General features: G+C 69.1%; 15 protein-coding genes and 1 pseudogene. 8 read left to right on the top strand and 8 right to left on the bottom strand.

The annotated features are described in order from the left end of the window. Positions 1-87: 87 nt before the first annotated feature. Both OEZ60_RS11810 and tyrS read right to left on the bottom strand, forming a co-directional pair. The gene (locus OEZ60_RS11810; RefSeq protein WP_263336341.1) at positions 88-825 is read right to left on the bottom strand and encodes a heparan-alpha-glucosaminide N-acetyltransferase; all 738 of its coding nucleotides are present in this window, start codon (positions 823-825) and stop codon (positions 88-90) included. Positions 826-884: 59 nt separating this feature from the next. Next, on the bottom strand, positions 885-2,135 hold the full coding sequence (tyrS, locus tag OEZ60_RS11805) for a tyrosine--tRNA ligase (RefSeq protein WP_263336575.1): 1,251 nt from the start codon (positions 2,133-2,135) through the stop codon (positions 885-887). A 63-nt stretch (positions 2,136-2,198) separates the two neighbouring features. Here tyrS and OEZ60_RS11800 point away from each other — a divergent pair, with 63 nt between their 5' ends. Then, positions 2,199-3,320: an anhydro-N-acetylmuramic acid kinase gene (locus tag OEZ60_RS11800; RefSeq protein ID WP_263336338.1), complete on the top strand. Its 1,122-nt coding sequence runs from the start codon at positions 2,199-2,201 to the stop codon at positions 3,318-3,320. Here the strand turns inward: OEZ60_RS11800 and rarD are convergent. Both rarD and OEZ60_RS11790 read right to left on the bottom strand, forming a co-directional pair. After that, positions 3,283-4,206, bottom strand: a complete 924-nt coding sequence (gene rarD, locus OEZ60_RS11795; protein WP_263336336.1) for an EamA family transporter RarD — start codon at positions 4,204-4,206, stop codon at positions 3,283-3,285. The genes OEZ60_RS11800 and rarD overlap by 38 nt on opposite strands. A 99-nt stretch (positions 4,207-4,305) precedes the next feature. Continuing rightward, a complete protein-coding gene (locus OEZ60_RS11790; protein WP_263336330.1) occupies positions 4,306-5,241 on the bottom strand; it encodes a fatty acid desaturase in 936 nt (311 codons plus the stop codon). Between the two features lie 119 nt (positions 5,242-5,360). Between OEZ60_RS11790 and OEZ60_RS11785 the strand changes: the two genes are divergently transcribed. Further along, positions 5,361-5,777 carry a globin domain-containing protein gene (locus OEZ60_RS11785; protein WP_263336327.1) on the top strand — a complete coding sequence of 139 codons (417 nt, stop codon included), beginning with the start codon at positions 5,361-5,363 and terminating at the stop codon, positions 5,775-5,777. Between the two features lie 93 nt (positions 5,778-5,870). Here the strand turns inward: OEZ60_RS11785 and eno are convergent, their stop codons facing one another. Both eno and OEZ60_RS11775 read right to left on the bottom strand, forming a co-directional pair. After that, complete coding sequence (gene eno, locus OEZ60_RS11780; protein WP_263336324.1) at positions 5,871-7,148, bottom strand: phosphopyruvate hydratase; 1,278 nt, start codon at positions 7,146-7,148, stop codon at positions 5,871-5,873. Between the two features lie 75 nt (positions 7,149-7,223). Next, positions 7,224-8,099 (bottom strand): DMT family transporter, encoded by an 876-nt coding sequence (locus OEZ60_RS11775; protein WP_263336322.1) that lies wholly within the window; start codon positions 8,097-8,099, stop codon positions 7,224-7,226. A gap of 260 nt (positions 8,100-8,359) precedes the next feature. On the opposite strand from OEZ60_RS11775, the gene OEZ60_RS11770 reads away from it, so the two are divergent. Both OEZ60_RS11770 and OEZ60_RS11765 read left to right on the top strand, forming a co-directional pair. After that, positions 8,360-8,923, top strand: coding sequence for a hypothetical protein (locus OEZ60_RS11770; protein ID WP_263336320.1), 564 nt, complete (start codon positions 8,360-8,362; stop codon positions 8,921-8,923). After that, complete coding sequence (locus OEZ60_RS11765; protein WP_263336319.1) at positions 8,920-9,171, top strand: hypothetical protein; 252 nt, start codon at positions 8,920-8,922, stop codon at positions 9,169-9,171. The genes OEZ60_RS11770 and OEZ60_RS11765 overlap by 4 nt, the downstream gene beginning before the upstream one ends. 129 nt (positions 9,172-9,300) lie before the next feature. Here the strand turns inward: OEZ60_RS11765 and OEZ60_RS11760 are convergent, their stop codons facing one another. After that, entirely contained in the window at positions 9,301-9,714 is a 414-nt protein-coding gene (locus OEZ60_RS11760; protein ID WP_263336317.1) for a Fur family transcriptional regulator, read from the bottom strand. Positions 9,715-9,887: 173 nt separating this feature from the next. Further along, the gene (locus OEZ60_RS11755; protein ID WP_263336314.1) at positions 9,888-10,874 is read right to left on the bottom strand and encodes a calcium/sodium antiporter; all 987 of its coding nucleotides are present in this window, start codon (positions 10,872-10,874) and stop codon (positions 9,888-9,890) included. 188 nt (positions 10,875-11,062) lie between these two features. On the opposite strand from OEZ60_RS11755, the gene OEZ60_RS11750 reads away from it, so the two are divergent. From OEZ60_RS11750 to OEZ60_RS11735, 4 genes and pseudogenes are all read left to right on the top strand, one after another. Continuing rightward, positions 11,063-12,595: a trimethylamine methyltransferase family protein gene (locus OEZ60_RS11750; RefSeq protein WP_263336311.1), complete on the top strand. Its 1,533-nt coding sequence runs from the start codon at positions 11,063-11,065 to the stop codon at positions 12,593-12,595. Between the two features lie 228 nt (positions 12,596-12,823). Further along, positions 12,824-13,309, top strand: a pseudogene (gene rplU, locus OEZ60_RS11745) (50S ribosomal protein L21); the annotation flags it as partial. A 36-nt stretch (positions 13,310-13,345) separates the two neighbouring features. Further along, entirely contained in the window at positions 13,346-13,615 is a 270-nt protein-coding gene (rpmA, locus tag OEZ60_RS11740; RefSeq protein WP_263336308.1) for a 50S ribosomal protein L27, read from the top strand. Between the two features lie 293 nt (positions 13,616-13,908). Then, positions 13,909-14,448 (top strand): GNAT family N-acetyltransferase, encoded by a 540-nt coding sequence (locus tag OEZ60_RS11735; protein WP_263336305.1) that lies wholly within the window; start codon positions 13,909-13,911, stop codon positions 14,446-14,448. Position 14,449: the final 1 nt, after the last annotated feature.

Below are 14,449 nucleotides of genomic sequence, written 5' to 3'. Positions count from 1 at the left end.
TCACTTTCTGTCTTCAAATACTCTCGGGGGGAGCCCCCGACCTGTCGGGGGCGTGGGGGGCAGACAGCCCCCCGCTCCGCCGGGGCATCAGCGCATCGTTACCGTTGCCGCCCAGACGAGGCCGTAGAGCACCGGCTGATGGATGAGATAGATCGCAAGGCTGTGGCGCCCGGGCCAGGCGAGCGCCTGCAGCGAGGCGGCGGACAGGCGCCCCTCCACCCGGCGCAACCGGTCCCAGAGATCTGCGCGCCCGGCCAGCCGCGCGAGCGCGATCCCGACGAGGCAGGGGGCGAGCCAGGGAAAGACCGGCACGAAATCGACCGACGGCCGGGTCGTCGTCGCGAGGCCGAGCCAGTGCAGCCACGGCGCCTCGAAGACCTCCGCGGCCGGCATCCGAGCGATGGCGAGGACCGCCGCCGCCGCCGCAAGTGTCAGGAGTGCCGGCAGGCGCAGGAATGCGAGCCCGATCACACTCGCCACGGCGATGGAGTGGAGGATGCCGAAATAGACGAACTGCTCGGGCAGCGCCATGTAGGTCGCCCCCGTGACCAAGAGGGCGGCGCCCGCGATCATCAAAAAGCGGCGCCCGAAGGCGCGCGGGCGGATGCCCCGGCCATGCGCGAGCTGCAGGCTCACGCCCGCGAGGAAGAGGAAGCTGCCTGCGATGAGGCGCGCGAAGAGCACCCAGCCGCCGGTGGCAGTGGTGCCGGGCGCGAGATGGCCGAACATCTGCAGGTCGAAGGTGAAATGGAAGACCGCCATGCCGACCAGCGCCAGCGTCCGTGCGATGTCGAGCGTCGCGATCCGCTCCGGCCGTCCCGCCATCTCGGCTCCCATCTCCATCATCCCGCCCCGGCGCCCGGCCAGCCGGGTGCCGATCCGGCTCAGTCCAGCACGACGAGCGCGTGGCGCTTCTTGCCGGCGGTCAGCTTCAGCGGGGTGGCGAAATGGCCTGCGCCGAACATCTGTCCGGCATCGGCGGCGATCTCGTCGTTCACCCTTGCGCCGCCCTCGGCGATGAGCCGCTTGGCATCCTTGCCCGACTTCGCAAGGCCCGAGCGCACGAAGAGCTGGGCGAGGCTGATCCCGTCCGCAACATCCCCGGCCGAGAGCGCCAGCGTCGGCAGCTCCTCGCCGACGCCGCCGCGCTCGAAGACCTCGCGCGCGGTGGCCTCGGCCGCCACCGCCGCCTCGGCGCCGTGGGCGAGCGCGGTCACCGCGTTGGCGAGCACGATCTTGGCCTCGTTGATCTCGGCGCCTTCAAGCGCGCCGAGCCGGTCGCATTCCTCGACGTTGAGCTCTGTGTAGAGCTTGAGGAACCGCCCGACATCGGCATCGGTCGTGTTGCGCCAGAACTGCCAGAACTCGTAGGGCGAGAGCATCTCGCCATTGAGCCAGACCGCGCCCGACTGGCTCTTGCCCATCTTCTTGCCGTCCGAGGTGGTCAGCAAGGGCGAGGTCAGCCCGAAGACCTCGTCGTCGAGGATCCGGCGGGTGAGGTCGATACCATTGACGATATTGCCCCACTGGTCCGACCCGCCCATCTGCAGGAGGCAGCCGTAGCGCCGGTGCAGTTCCAGGAAGTCGTAGGCCTGCAGGATCATGTAGTTGAACTCGAGGAACGACAGCGACTGCTCGCGGTCGAGCCGCGATTTGACGCTCTCGAACGACAGCATCCGGTTGACCGAGAAGTGCCGCCCGATGTCGCGCAGGAAATCGAGGTAGTTGAGCGTGTCGAGCCACTCGGCGTTGTTCAGCATCAGCGCGTCGGTCGGCGCGTCGCCAAAGCTGACATAGGCCGAAAAGACCCGCTTGATGCCGGCGATGTTGTCGTCGATCTGGGCGGGCGTGAGGAGCGGCCGTTCCTCGGCCCGGAACGACGGATCGCCGACCTTGGTCGTGCCGCCGCCCATCAGGACGAGGGGCTTGTGGCCGGTCTTCTGCAGCCACCTGAGCATCATGATCTGGATCAGCGAGCCCACGTGCAGCGAGGGCGCCGTCGCGTCGAAGCCGATATAGGCCGGAACCACGCCCTTCGCCAAAGCCTCGTCCAGCCCCTGATAATCGGTGCAGTCGGCGAGGAAGCCGCGTTCCATCATCACGCGCATGAAATCGGATTTCGGGTGGTAGGTCATCGCGGTCTCGTTCATTCTCGTGCCGCAACCGCTATATCGGCGGGCGGGTCCGAGGGAAAGGGCATGATGAAGGCAAAGGCGGTCTGGGCTCTGGGTGCCATGTCGGGAACTTCGCTCGACGGGGTGGACGCGGCGCTGGTGAAAACCGATGGCGAGCGCATTCACGCCTTCGGCCGCGCCGCCTACCGATCCTATTCGGATACAGAGCGCGAGGTGATCCGCGCCGCGCTCGGCCGCTGGCCCGGCGAGGCGGGCGTCGCCGAGGCCGCCGAGGTCGTCGAGACCGCCCATGCCGGGCTTCTCTCCACCCTCGCGGGCGAGACCGAGGTCGTTGGCTTCCACGGCCAGACGCTGGCCCATGATCCGGGCGGGCGCGGCACCCATCAGGCCGGCGACGGCGCGGTTCTGGCCGAGGTGCTCGGCCTGCCGGTCGTGTGGGATTTCCGCTCGACCGATGTGGAAATGGGCGGGCAGGGCGCGCCGCTCGCCCCCTTCTTCCATTTCGCCTGCGCGAAATGGATCGGCGCCACTCAGCCCCTCGCCTTCCTCAACCTCGGCGGGGTCGGCAACCTCACCTGGCTTGACCCGACCGCGCCCGCGCCGGACGCGCCCGGCGCCTGCCTCGCCTTCGACACCGGCCCCGCCAATGCGCCGGTCAACGATCTCATGCAGGCGCGGCGCGGCCTTGCGCTCGACGAGGGAGGCGCGCTCGCCGCCGGAGGCAAGCCCGACGAGGCGGTCGTCGCCCGCTTCCTCGATCACCGTTACTTCCGCAGGATGCCGCCGAAATCGCTCGACCGGAACGACTTCCACGGCCTCCTCGCCGCGGTCGAACATCTCGCCGACGCCGATGCCGCCGCGACCCTCACCGCCGCCGCCGCCGCCGCCGTAGCGCGGGGGGCCGAGCATTTCCCGGCCCCGGTCTCGCGGCTTCTGGTCACCGGCGGCGGGCGCCACAACGAAACGCTTATGGCGATGCTCGCGCGCCTTATGGACTGCCCGGTCGAGCCGGTCGAGGCCGCGGGCCTTGATGGCGACATGCTCGAGGCGCAGGCCTTCGCCCATCTCGCGGTGCGGGTGATGCGCGGGCTGCCGACTTCCTGCGCCACGACCACCGGGGTCGCGGCCGCGGTCGGCGGGGGGCGGGTCAGCCGGCCCGACGCCGCCGCTTCCGCGACTGGCTAAGCATCGAGCCGGTGTAGAGAACGAGCGCCGCCCAGATCATCGGGAAGGCCACGGCGCGGGCGCTGCCGAAGGGCTCGCCGAAGACGAAGACCGCGGTGAGGAAGATCATCGTTGGCGCGATGTATTGCATGATCGCGATGGTCGAGAGCCGGAGGAGCTTCGCGCCATTTGCATAGAGGATAAGTGGTATCGCGGTCACCACGCCGCAGCCGAGAAGCATCGCCGTGTCGAAGGGCACGCCCTGCAGGAAATGGCTCTCGCCCTTTGCGGCCAGCCAGATCACATAGGCAAGCGCCGCGGGCGTGAGCAGCAGCACCTCGAGCATGAAGCCCTGATTGGGTCCGATCGGCAGCTTCTTCTTGAGAAATGCGTAGCAACCCCAGGTCAAAGTCAGCGCCAGCGCGACGAAGGGCAGCCGCCCGGCCTCGACGGTCAGGATCGCCACCGCGACCGCGGCGAGACCGATCGCCAGCCATTGCGCCGGGCTAAGCCTTTCGCGCAGAAGCACCGCCCCGAGGAGGACCGAGAAGAGCGGATTGATGTAATAGCCGAGTGCTGCCTCGAGCGCCTGGCCCGAGCCGATCGCCCAGACATAGATGCCCCAGTTGAGCGAAATGAGCGCCGCCGTCACCACCGCCATCGCGACCATGCGCGGGCTGCGGAGTGCGGCACGCAGGTCCGCGGTGCGGCCGAGCGCGACGAGGATCAGGCCCGCGACCGGCACCGACCAGAGCACCCGGTGGGCGATGACCTCGGCCGGCGTCACATGGGCCAGCGCCTTCATGTAGAGCGGCAGGAAACCCCAGAGCAGATAGGCCGAAAGCGCGAAGCCGAAGCCGGCGAGGCTGTCGTCGTTCTTCGGGGCTTGAATCGGGGTATCGGTCATCGGCGGGCTCGGGATCGGGAACACCGCCTGCCTACCCGATCGGGCGGGGCGGCGCCATGCGAACATTGTGGCGGGTACATTGCGGGCCGGTGCCCGGCCTCAGCGGCGGCGGGCGAGGTAGTCGAGGGTGAAGGCGGCATAACCGTCGGCGGTGACCTTCAGCTCGTCCCGGATCAGCCGGTGCAGTGCGGGCAGCTTGTGGAACGGGACCGCCGGAAAGACGTGGTGCTCGACATGGTAGGGCATGTTCCAGGCGAGGAACCGCACGACCCGGGTGGTGAAGGTGGTTCGGGTGTTCTCGAACATGTTCGCGACCGTCGGGCAGTCGCCATGCTCGGCGAGGAGATAGAGCCGGAGGAACGGCTGGCCGAGGAGGGCCGGAACCAGCCAGACCCAGATGAGGACCGGCGACCAGAAAAGCGTGAGCGCCGCCACCGCGTAGAGCGCGAGCATCACACGCGCCTCGCGCTCGGCGCGGCCGCGCGCGGCGTCGGGCAGGAAGGCGGGCCGCTCGCGCCCGAGCACCAGCCGCCAAAGAAGCCGCGCGTTGGCCCACCAGACCGGCAGGCCCGAGACATGCCGGACCCAGCCGCGCATATCCGTCGGCTTCTCGCCCTCGAGCTCGGGATCGCGGCCGGGGATGTTGGTGAAGCGGTGATGCGCGAGGTGGAAGTAGCGGAACCACTCGAAGGGCAGCAGGATCAGGACGCCGCAGACGCGACCGACCCAATCACTGAGGCGCGCCGACTGGAACGGCGTGCGGTGCGTGCATTCATGCTCGAGCGTGAAGAGGAAGATCACCAGCACGCCCTGGACCGGCAGGAGGAGCGGCCAGAACGGCACGCGGAGCGCGATGAGCGCGCCAGTCAGAAGGATGAGCCCGCCATGCAGCGCCAGATGGACGAGCCCCGCGCGGTCGCTCGTCCCGGTCAGCGCCGCCTTCTCGGCCACGGGCAGCGCGGCGAGAAACGACCGGTGGTCGATCTCCCCATGCGGTTTTCCACCCTGATGCGCTATACTGTCCTCGGAGGTCATGGCGCATCCTCGCCGAAACCCCGCTCACCGGCAAGCGGGCCGCGGGGTTTGAGATGGGTCAAGGCGCGCCCCTGCCGGGTTAGGCAAAGTGGTGCGAAAACAAGCAGAAAGGACAATAGATGACGGTAACCGCGCGGCAGTCCGCGATGATCCGCGAAAGCTTTCACCGGCTCAGGGAACGGCTCGAACCCGCTTCGGTCTATTTCTACGAGGCGCTGTTCCGCCGCGACCCCTCGCTCCGGGCGATGTTCCGCGACGACCTCGCGGGTCAGGGCATGAAGTTCATGACCACGCTCGGCATCGTGATCGAGAACCTCGAAAGCCCCGAGGCGCTGGGCGAGCGGTTCGCCGAGCTTGGCCGCGGCCATGCCCTGATCGGCGTCAAGGCCGCGCATTTCGCACCGATGGGCGAGGCGCTGATCGAGACCCTGCGCAACGAGCTCGGCGGCGAGTTCACACCCGAGCTGGAAGAGGCCTGGCGCGCCGCCTATGCCGAGTTGTCGGAACGGGTGATCCGCCGCGGCGGGATCGAGTGACCGGCTAGCTTTGTCGCGCAATCCATTGATCTAAAAAGAAAACCCGCCGGAGGCGGGTTTGCCTCCGGCGGGGGTATTTGGACAATAGAGATATCAGCCGCGCAGAATCGAGCGGCCGGCATATTCCGCCGTCTCGCCCAGCATTTCCTCGATGCGGATCAGCTGGTTGTACTTCGCGAGCCGGTCGGAGCGGGCGAGCGAGCCGGTCTTGATCTGGCCGCAGTTGGTCGCGACCGCGAGATCGGCGATGGTCGCGTCCTCGGTTTCGCCCGAGCGGTGCGACATCACGTTGGTGTAGCGGGCGCGGTGGGCCATGTCGACGGCCTGCAGGGTCTCGGTCAGCGTGCCGATCTGGTTGACCTTCACGAGCATGGAGTTGGCGCAGCCCTTGGCGATGCCCTCGGCGAGGCGGGCGGGATTGGTGACGAAGAGGTCGTCGCCGACGAGCTGGCACTTCGCCCCGAGGACGTCGGTGAGATGCTTCCAGCCCGCCCAGTCATCCTCGGCGCAGCCATCCTCGATCGAGATGATCGGGTAGTCCTTCACCAGCGCCTCGAGATAGGCGACGTTCTCCTCGGACGTGAGAGTTTTCCCTTCGCCGGAAAGCACATACTTGCCGTTCTTGAAGTATTCCGTCGAGGCGCAGTCGAGCGCGAGATAGATGTCCTCGCCCGGGCGGTAACCGGCCTTCTCGATCGATTTCAGGATGAAGTCGAGCGCGTCGCGGGTGGAGGAGAGGTTCGGCGCGAAGCCGCCCTCGTCGCCGATCCCGGTCGAAAGCCCCGCCGCCGACAGTTCCTTCTTCAGCGTGTGGAAGACCTCCGAGCCCATCTGCACCGCGCCGCGGATGTCGGGGGCGGCGACCGGCATGATCATGAATTCCTGGATGTCGATCGGGTTGTCGGCATGCTCGCCGCCATTGATGATGTTCATCATCGGCACCGGCAGGACCCGCGCCGAGGTGCCGCCGACATAGCGGTAGAGGGGCTGCATGGTGAAATCCGCCGCCGCCTTGGCGACCGCGAGCGAGACGCCGAGGATCGCGTTGGCGCCGAGCCGGCCCTTGTTCTCGGTACCGTCGATCTCGATCATCAGCCGGTCGATCGCCACCTGCTCGGTCGCGTCCTCGCCGATGAGGTTCTCGGCGATCTCGCCGTTGACGGCCGCGACCGCCTCGAGGACGCCCTTGCCCATGTAGCGCGACTTGTCGCCGTCGCGCTTCTCGACCGCCTCGTGGGCGCCGGTGGAGGCGCCCGACGGGACCGCGGCGCGGCCCATCGTGCCGTCTTCCAGCGTCACGTCGACCTCGACCGTCGGGTTGCCGCGGCTGTCGAGGATCTCGCGGGCGTGGATGTCGATGATGGTGCTCATGTTCGTCGGTCCTTTCGGCGGGAAATGGCTTTTGGCCGGGTGTTTACGCGCTCGCGCGCCATGAGGGAAGAGTGTTCACGCCGCCACCGCGGTGCGCGCCACCTTCCGCTCCCTGAGATAGGTGTAGAAGGCCGCCGCGAGGATCAGCGCCGCCCCGGCGAGCGTCATCGCGTCGGGCCGTTCGGCGAAGACCGCGACCCCGATCGCGAGCGAGAAGACGAGCCGCGCATAGCGGAACGGCATCAGCGCCGAGGCGTCGGCATCGCGCATCGCCGCGACGATCGCGTAATAGCCCGCGGTGCCGCAGAGGATCGCGGCGCCGATCTGCGCGCCCGCGGTGGCGGTGATCGCCGCCGGCGCCGGCCCGAGGACGAGCAGGAGCCCGCCCGCGACGACGAGCGCGAAGAAGCCGTGGAACGACACCGCGAGCGAGGGCACCTCGGCCGGGATCCGCCGGGTGACGAGGTCGCGGAGCGCGATCGCCGCCACGGTGACGAGGACGAGCCCGGCCTCGGGCCGGAAGCCCTCGAGACCGGGGCGCAGGATCATCAGGACGCCCGCGAACCCCGCGCCGACCGCGCCCCAGCGCCGCCAGCCCACCGCCTCGCCGAAGACCAGTGCCGCGCCCGCCGTGACCGCGAGCGGCGTCGCCTGGAAGACCGCCGCGACCGTCGAGATCGGCACCAGCGACAGCGCGGTCACGAAGGAGACCGCCGCGACCGCCTCGGCGAGGCTGCGCAGCGCCACCTGGCGCACCGCGAGCGCCGCCCCGATCCGTCGCCAGCCGGCCGGTCCGGTCAGCGCCGCGAAGACCGCCGCACCGCCGAAGCCGAGGCAGATGAGCACCTGGCCGACCGGCAGGCTCGCGGTCAGCACCTTGATGAAGGCGTCCTCGACCGAGAAGGCGGCCATCGAGAAGAGGACGAGAAGGATGCCGTGGAGGTTCTTCATGCGGGCCACCTTGCATTCGGACGCGCCGTGCAGAGCGCAATCGGGCGTCGCGCGCAAGCGAATTCGGCCCCCGGCGCGGGATGAAAGCCCCCTTGGCGGGGCGGCAAGGGCGCTCTACCACTTGCGAAAACGGGGATGACGATGGGACTCGGGGACAAAAGCGGCCGGATCGCGCTGGCGGGGCAGGCGGCGTGACGGTGGATCGCGAACGAGATGCCGGAGGCGACGGGTCAGGCGGCGAAGGCGGGGGGAGACGTGTGATGGTCATGTGGGGCTCTGTGGAGGTGCCGGAACTGGAGGATCGGCCGATCATCGGCGGCGATCCGAAACGCTGGCCGGCCGAACCCGGGACGGTGCATCTGGCGACCGGCATGCGCATGTTCGGCGCCCCATATAACGAGCCAAATCGCGGCGACAGCGATGAAGAGTTTCTGCTCTACCCGCCCCCCGGCGAAAGCTGGCTGCTGCGGGTCACGGCCTACGTGCCGTGGCCGGGGCTGCGGGAAAGGGTCGCCAAGCATCTCGGTGTCGCCTCGTTGTTCGAGTTGCCGGTGCCTGTGCTAAGGAAAGCTGAGAACGAATTCCTGCGTACCTTCGGCGAGGAGTTCGTCTGCTCCTCGGTGGCCCCCGAACCGCACAGCCTGCCGATGCGCTGGACCGCGGAGCGGCGCGACGCGCTGGTGCTGCTGCTGTTCTGGTGCCTGGAGCAGTCCCGGGTAAACCACCACGACCCATACCCCTCGACGCTGCTCTTCAGGCCCGAAGGCGTGCCGGCGGACCTCCACGGCACCTTCCGCAATCCGATCTGGGAGCGCCGGCAATGAGTTCATGGCTCGACGGCATCCTCAACCCGCTGGAAGCGGTGCTGGCGGACGCGATGGGTGGGACGTTCGACCGCCCCTCTTTCCTGAAATGGGTCAGAGACGCCGCCGGTGCGCAGGAAAACCTCTGGCGGGTTTCCCGCGAAACCGAACGTCCCGCCGCCACCAGGGCGGTGGCGAGAAGCCCCGGCGTCGTGACGCTCGACACGGCGTTGTTGCGCGGGTCCGGGAGGAGACGGCGTTTTCCCTGACCGTTTCTGCATGCGGCAACGGCCTCGGTCGCGGCGGTTCCGGGCGCGCCGAACCCGTGCATCACGGCAGGGCGGATCCCGGGCTTCGGCGATCTGACGGCCGGTTCCCGCAGCTGCACTCCCGGGGCGTCAGGGCTTCTTCAAGGGCACCCCGAACAGTTCCAGCCGGTGGCCCTTCAGCCGGTAGCCGAGGCGCTTGGCGATCTTGTCCTGCAGCGCCTCGATCTCCGCGTCGACGAACTCGATCACCTCGCCGGTCGTGAGGTCGATGAGATGGTCGTGATGCTCGCGCTCGGCATCCTCGTAGCGCGCCCGGCCGTCGCCGAATTCGAGCTTGTCGAGGATCCCCGCCTCGTCGAAGAGCTTCACCGTCCGGTAGACCGTCGCGAGCGAGATCTTCGGGTCGACGGCGCAGGCGCGGGCATAGAGCACCTCGGCATCCGGGTGGTCGTCGGATTCCTCCAGGACGCGCGCGATGACCCGCCGCTGCTCGGTCATCCTGAGGCCCTTGGCCTCGCAACGTTCGATGATCGACAGGCGCATGGCCGCTCCGGATTGCGTGGTTCTAGCGGTTTAGGGGAAATCTCGCGGGGCGTGAAGGCCGAAATGCCGGGGCGGCGACTGCGACGCGGAAGGGAATGGTAAGCCTCGCCCGTGACAGGTAACCCGGCCCCGCCCCCCCCCCCCGCCATCCCGGGTCCCGAGCGGCTGCGGGCTCAGACCGGCCAGATCCACCAGACATAACCGCCGTAGCCCGCGAGCAGCGCCGCCCCCTCGCGCCGGGTGATGCGAAAACCCGTATAGGCGGCGGCGATCAGCAGGACCGACATCAATACCATCGCCGGAATGTCGAACCCCACGATCTGCTCGGGCACCTCGGTCGGCGCGATCAGCGCGGTGGCACCGCCGATGCCGAGGATGTTGTAGATGTTCGAGCCGACGATGTTGCCGAAGGCGACGTCGCTCTGGCGGCGGATGGCGGCGACGACCGAGGTCACCAGCTCGGGCATCGAGGTCCCGACCGCGACGATGGTGAGCCCGATCACGGTCTCGGAGATCGCCATCGACCGCGCCAGTGCCACCGCGCCATCGACCAGGAAGCCGCCGCCGGCCATGACGAGGAGGAGCCCGCCGACCGCGGTCGCAAGCGACAGCGGCATGCCCGGCCCGGCCACGGGCGAGGGGGTGACCGCGGGATCGACGGCTTCGAGCGCCGCGGCCTTGTCGTAGGCCGCGCCGTGATCGCCGCCCGCCGACACCCGTTCCATCCGGAAGGCGAGATAGATGTAGACGGCGAGCGCCGCGACGAAGACCAGCCCGACGCCGCGCGACATCGGCATGGCCCAGGCGATCGCGGCGAAGGCCAGGGCGACGGCCAGCATGACGCCGCCGTCGCGGCGGAGCGCGGCCGAGCTGACCGCGATCGGCGCGAGCAGCGCCGCGGTGCCGCCGATCAGGAGGATGTTGGCGATGTTCGAGCCGACGATATTGCCGTAGGCGATGCCGGGCGATCCGGCCAGCGCGGCCCGGACCGAGGTCACGAGCTCGGGCATCGAGGTGCCGAAGCCCACCAGCGTGAGGCCGATCACCAGCGGCGAGACGCCGAGCCGCTCGGCGACGCGCACCGCGCCCCGCACCAGAAACTCGCCGCCGAGGACAAGGAGAACGAGACCGCCGAGGAGCGGGAGCCAGATGTCGAACATGGTGGGCCTTTATGTCGGTGGGAGCCGTCGGACCTAGATGCGGATCGCGCCACCACACCTGCAAGGGGGCGCCTGAAATAAAGCGCCGAGCGGGGGCGATCGCCCGCGCCGACCGACAGCGGCGATGTCGCGAACGGGAAAGACCGCCCGCCGCCCGGCTGAAAGGCTGGGTCCGACAAGGAGGCGCCATGGACCAACAGCATCGCCGCCGGGGCCGGGCCGCGCGCCGCACCGAAGCGCCGGCGCGGGTCGTGGACTACCGCCATCTCCGCCACCCCTTCGCGCCGCAGAAGGTGCTCTCCGACGACGGGGTCGCCGCCATCCACGAGATGGCGCTGCGCCTCCTCGAGGAACTCGGTCTGCGCGTCCTCTTGCCCGAGGCGCGGGCGCTCTACGCGGCCGGCGGGGCGCTCGTCGACGAGGGAACCGAGATGGTCCGCCTCGGCCGCGACATCGTCGCCGCCGCGCTCACCTCGGCGCCGCGCAGCATCCGCATGCGCGCCCCGAACTCCGACCGCGACCTGACCTACGAGGAGGGCGCCCTCATCTTCTCGCCCGCCGGCGGCTGCCCCAACGCCACCGACGCGCTGCGCGGCCGCCGCCCCGGCAATCTCGCGACCTATCTGGAGACGCTGAAGCTGCACCAGAGCTTCGACGTGATTCACAAGCTCGGCCCCTCGGCCGAGCCGCAGGACGTTCCCGCGCCCCTGCGCCACTACGCGATGATGAAGGGCCAGCTCACGCTCTCCGACAAGCCCCTCTTCGTCTATGCCCGCGGCCGCGCCCAGGTCGCGGAGAGTTTCGAGATGATCCGCCTCGCGATGGGGCTCCCGGAGGAGGACTTCGCCGCCGGCGCCTGGGCCACCACGGTGATCAACACCAACTCGCCGCGCCAGATCGACAAGCCGATGGCCGAGGGCATCATCGACTTCGCCCGCGCCGGCCAGCTTTCGATCATCACGCCCTTCTGCCTCTCCGGCGCTATGGCCCCGGTGACGGTCGAGGGTGCCTTGGTCCTCCAGCACGCCGAATGCCTCGCCGGGATCACGCTCGCCCAGCTCGCCAGGCCCGGCGCGCCGGTCAGCTACGGCGGCTTCTCGTCGAACGTCGACATGAAGTCCGGGGCGCCTGCCTTCGGCACGCCCACCCATATCCGCATGGCGATCGGCACCGGTCAGCTCGCCCGCCATGTCGGCCTGCCCTGGCGCTCGGCCGCCGGTTCCGCCTCCAACACCGCCGATATGCAGGCGGCGGGCGAGAACCACATGGGGCTTTGGGCCAACCTCATGGCCAATGCCACGCTGACGGTGCATTCCGCGGGCTGGCTCGAGGGCGGGCTCACCTTTGGCTACGAGAAGTTCATCAACGACATCGAGGCGCTGCAGACCATCGCCGAACTCTGCGCGCCCCTGGCCTCCACTCCCGACGACCTCGCCTGGGACGCCTTGCAGGATGTCGCCCCCGGCGGCCATTTCTTCGCCACCCAGCATACGATGGACCGCTTCGACCGCGCCTTCTATGCCCCCCTCGTCGCCGATCTCTCGAACCACGGCACCTGGGAGGCCGCCGGCGCCCGCACCTCGACCGAGCGCGCGACGCAGATCTGGCAGCAGGTGCTCGCCGACTACCGCCCCCCCGAGGGCGCGGCCGAGCGCGGCGAGCGCATCGCCGCTTTCATCGCCCGCCGCAGCGCCGAGGGCGGCGCGCCGCCCGCGGATTGACCCGCCGCGGCCGGGACCGAAAACCACCACGGAAACGGCTTCACGCCGGACTTGACTTTGCGGCGCTCCTGCCCGATAAGCCCGCATCCCGGCGAGGCCATGCCCCGACCGGGATTCTTAAGTTTGCAACGATCGTCCCCGAAACGGGGGCGCGCTGTCCGAGGCGGGGACACCCGAAACACCGGTCGAGACCGGGGCCACAGGGCGCGGCAGAGAAAGGAAAGACCCATGTTCGCGGTCCTCAAGACCGGTGGCAAGCAGTACAAGGTTCAGGCGGGCGACGTGCTCCGCGTGGAACTCATCGCCGCCGCCGCTGGTGAAAAAGTCCAGTTCAACGAGATCCTGATGGTCGGCGGCGACAAGCCGGTGCTGGGCGAGCCGCTCGTCAAGGGCGCGGCCGTGCAGGCCGAAGTCATCGACGACATCAAGGCCGACAAGGTCATCACCTTCTGGAAGCGCCGCCGCAAGCACTCCTCGCAGCGCACCCGTGGCCACCGCCAGAAGCTGACGCTCGTCCGCGTCACCGACATCCTCGCCTCGGGCGCGGAAAAGTCGGGCGTGAAGGAAGCGATCGGCACCGCCGCCGCCCGCGTCGCCGCGCATGACAATGCGCCGGCCGGCGAGGCCAAGGCCGAGAAGAAGGCTGCCCCGGCGAAGAAGGCCTCGGCCAAGAAGGCCGAGGCGAAAGCCGCCCCGGCGAAGAAAGCCCCGGCCAAGAAGGCCGCGGCCAAGACGAAGGAGTAACACCCCATGGCACACAAGAAGGCAGGCGGTTCCTCCCGCAACGGCCGCGACTCCGCTGGCCGGCGTCTCGGCGTCAAGCTCTACGGCGGCCAGGCCGCCCAGCCGGGCGCGATCATCGTGCGCCAGCGCGGCACCACCTGGTGGCCGGGCGAGGGCGTCGGCATGGGCCGCGACCACACGATCTTCGCGACCGCCGAAGGCCGCGTGACGTTCCGGAAGGGCCTCAAGGGGCGCACCTTCATTTCGGTCCTCCCGGCGGCGGAGGCAGCCGAGTAAGCCGAAGCCTTACCGTTCGATCGTAAGGGGGACCGGCCGAAAGGCCGGTCCTTTTCGTTTCCGCGGGATCCCCTGTCCGTGCGGATCCGGTTCACGATCGTCGGCGCGATTATCGGCCGCGAGGGCGCGCAGGGGGATTGATCCGGCCATGCTCCCGCCCCATTTCGGGTGTATCGGCAAACAAGGCGCCACCACCGCGGCAGCGGGAAAGGCGTCGAGGTGAGAGTTATGCAGGGTTCGGGGCCGGTAGGGGGCCACGTTCCGGCTTTGTGTTTCTCGGGAGGAAGGAAGGCATGATCCAGGAACCCATCGTCGTGCAACCCGCCCTGGCGGCCGAACGTTTCGTACTGCGCGCGCTCCGGCGCTCGGATGCCGGGCTGATCGCGATGTACATGGCCGACAAACGGATCGCCGAGGGCAGCCGCGCGATCCCGAATCCACTGCCGCCGGGCGCGACCGAGGCCTTCATCACCCGCGCCCTGTCGGAGGGCCGCGACACCGATGTCTGGGTCATGGACGGGTCCGAGCGCGGCCATGCCGAGGTCCTGGGCCTCGTCAGCCTGACCCATATGGAGCGCGAGCAGAGCGAGATCACCTACTGGGTGGCGCCCGCCTTCTGGAACACCGGCTACGCCTCCGAGGCGGTCCGCGCCGTCGTCGAGGCCAACCCGCACCGCTCGCGCACGCTCTTCGCCGAGGTCTTCCAGGACAATCCCGGCTCGGCCCGGGTGCTGACGAACTGCGGCTTCGAATACCTCGGCGACGCCGAGGCCTTCTCGGTCGCGCGCGGCGCCACGGTCCCGACCTGGACCTATCTGCGCAAGATGGCCTGAG

Origin of the sequence: Albidovulum salinarum, assembly GCF_025673475.1 — a bacterium.
In the GTDB taxonomy this organism is placed as follows: Bacteria; Pseudomonadota; Alphaproteobacteria; order Rhodobacterales; family Rhodobacteraceae; genus Albidovulum; species Albidovulum salinarum.
This window is presented reverse-complemented; position numbering and strand designations above follow the sequence as displayed.